1 protein-coding gene is annotated in these 1,040 nt (G+C 40.7%); it reads right to left on the reverse strand.

The annotated features are described in order from the left end of the window. Positions 1 to 53 precede the first annotated feature (53 nt). Positions 54 to 986, reverse strand: a complete 933-nt coding sequence (locus C3420_RS17075) for an IS5 family transposase (protein ID WP_005265989.1) — start codon at positions 984 to 986, stop codon at positions 54 to 56. Between the last annotated feature and the right edge of the window lie 54 nt (positions 987 to 1,040).

The raw sequence follows: 1,040 nt of genomic DNA on the forward strand, positions 1-1,040 counted from the left end.
GGGCTTTGTTGCATAAAGATTTTAAAGATAGAGCTTTCCTAAGTTGTTTAAATTTAAGTGACAACTTGGGTATGAGCTCGGCCTAATTCCATAAATTTATTTAATACTGCCACACGTGCATGAATCTCATTCACCTGGCTTTGAAAACTCCGTGCACTGAGTTTATCTCCCAATAATTTGATGCAATGCATCTTGGTTTCTACCAAGCTTCGGCGATGATACCCAGACCACTTTTTCCAAATTGCTCTTCCTAGGCATTTAACCGTTTTCAACAATTCATTTCTTTCTAAAGATCTCAGCTTTTTGTCTTTCCAGGGCTTCGCATTTTTTCTTGGCGGAATCACCGCATGTGCCTGTCGATCTGAAATGACTTTTCTGCAGTGTTTCGTGTCATAAGCACCATCTGTATAGACAGAATCAATCTGCTCATCAAGTGGAATTTGATCAAGTAAATCTTCGAGTACTTGTGAATCACTGACATTGTTTGTCGTGAGCTGAACGGCCCGTATTTGCAGCGTTTCAGCATCTATACCAATGTGAAGTTTACGCCATTGGCGACGATATTCAGGCTGATGTTTCTTACGTTTCCATTCACCTTCACCTAAAAACTTCAAGCCAGTAGAGTCGACGAGTAGGTGGAGACCATCACGACTTTTCTGATAGCTTATCGCAATATCAATATGCTTTTGTCTTCTACAAATAGTCGAATAATCTGGCGCTGTCCAATCTAATCTACAAAGTTTAATGAGGCTCTGAACAAAGCCAGTGACCATGCGTAAAGTGAGTCTAAATAGAGATTTGATCATCAAACAGCATTGAATCGCTATGTCGGAGTAGGTTTGACTTCGACCTTGTTTGCCTTGAGGTTCTGCATACCATTGTGTTTTTGGATCGAACCAAATGGCAATATTCCCACGATTAATGAGAGCTCGGTTATATGCGGGCCAATTGGTTGTGCGGTAGATTTTGTATGTAGGCTTCTTCATTTGGAAATTATATTGCCGAAGGAGTCCTTAAGAACAGCTTTGTGCAACAAAGCC

It is taken from the genome of Acinetobacter sp. ACNIH3 (genome assembly GCF_002918965.1).
Classification (GTDB): Bacteria; Pseudomonadota; Gammaproteobacteria; order Pseudomonadales; family Moraxellaceae; genus Acinetobacter; species Acinetobacter schindleri.

Excerpts from the sequence above, each read along its gene's own strand:
- C3420_RS17075 (WP_005265989.1), bottom strand. The coding sequence starts at position 986 with ATGAAGAAGCCTACATACAAAATCTACCGCACAACCAATTGGCCCGCA.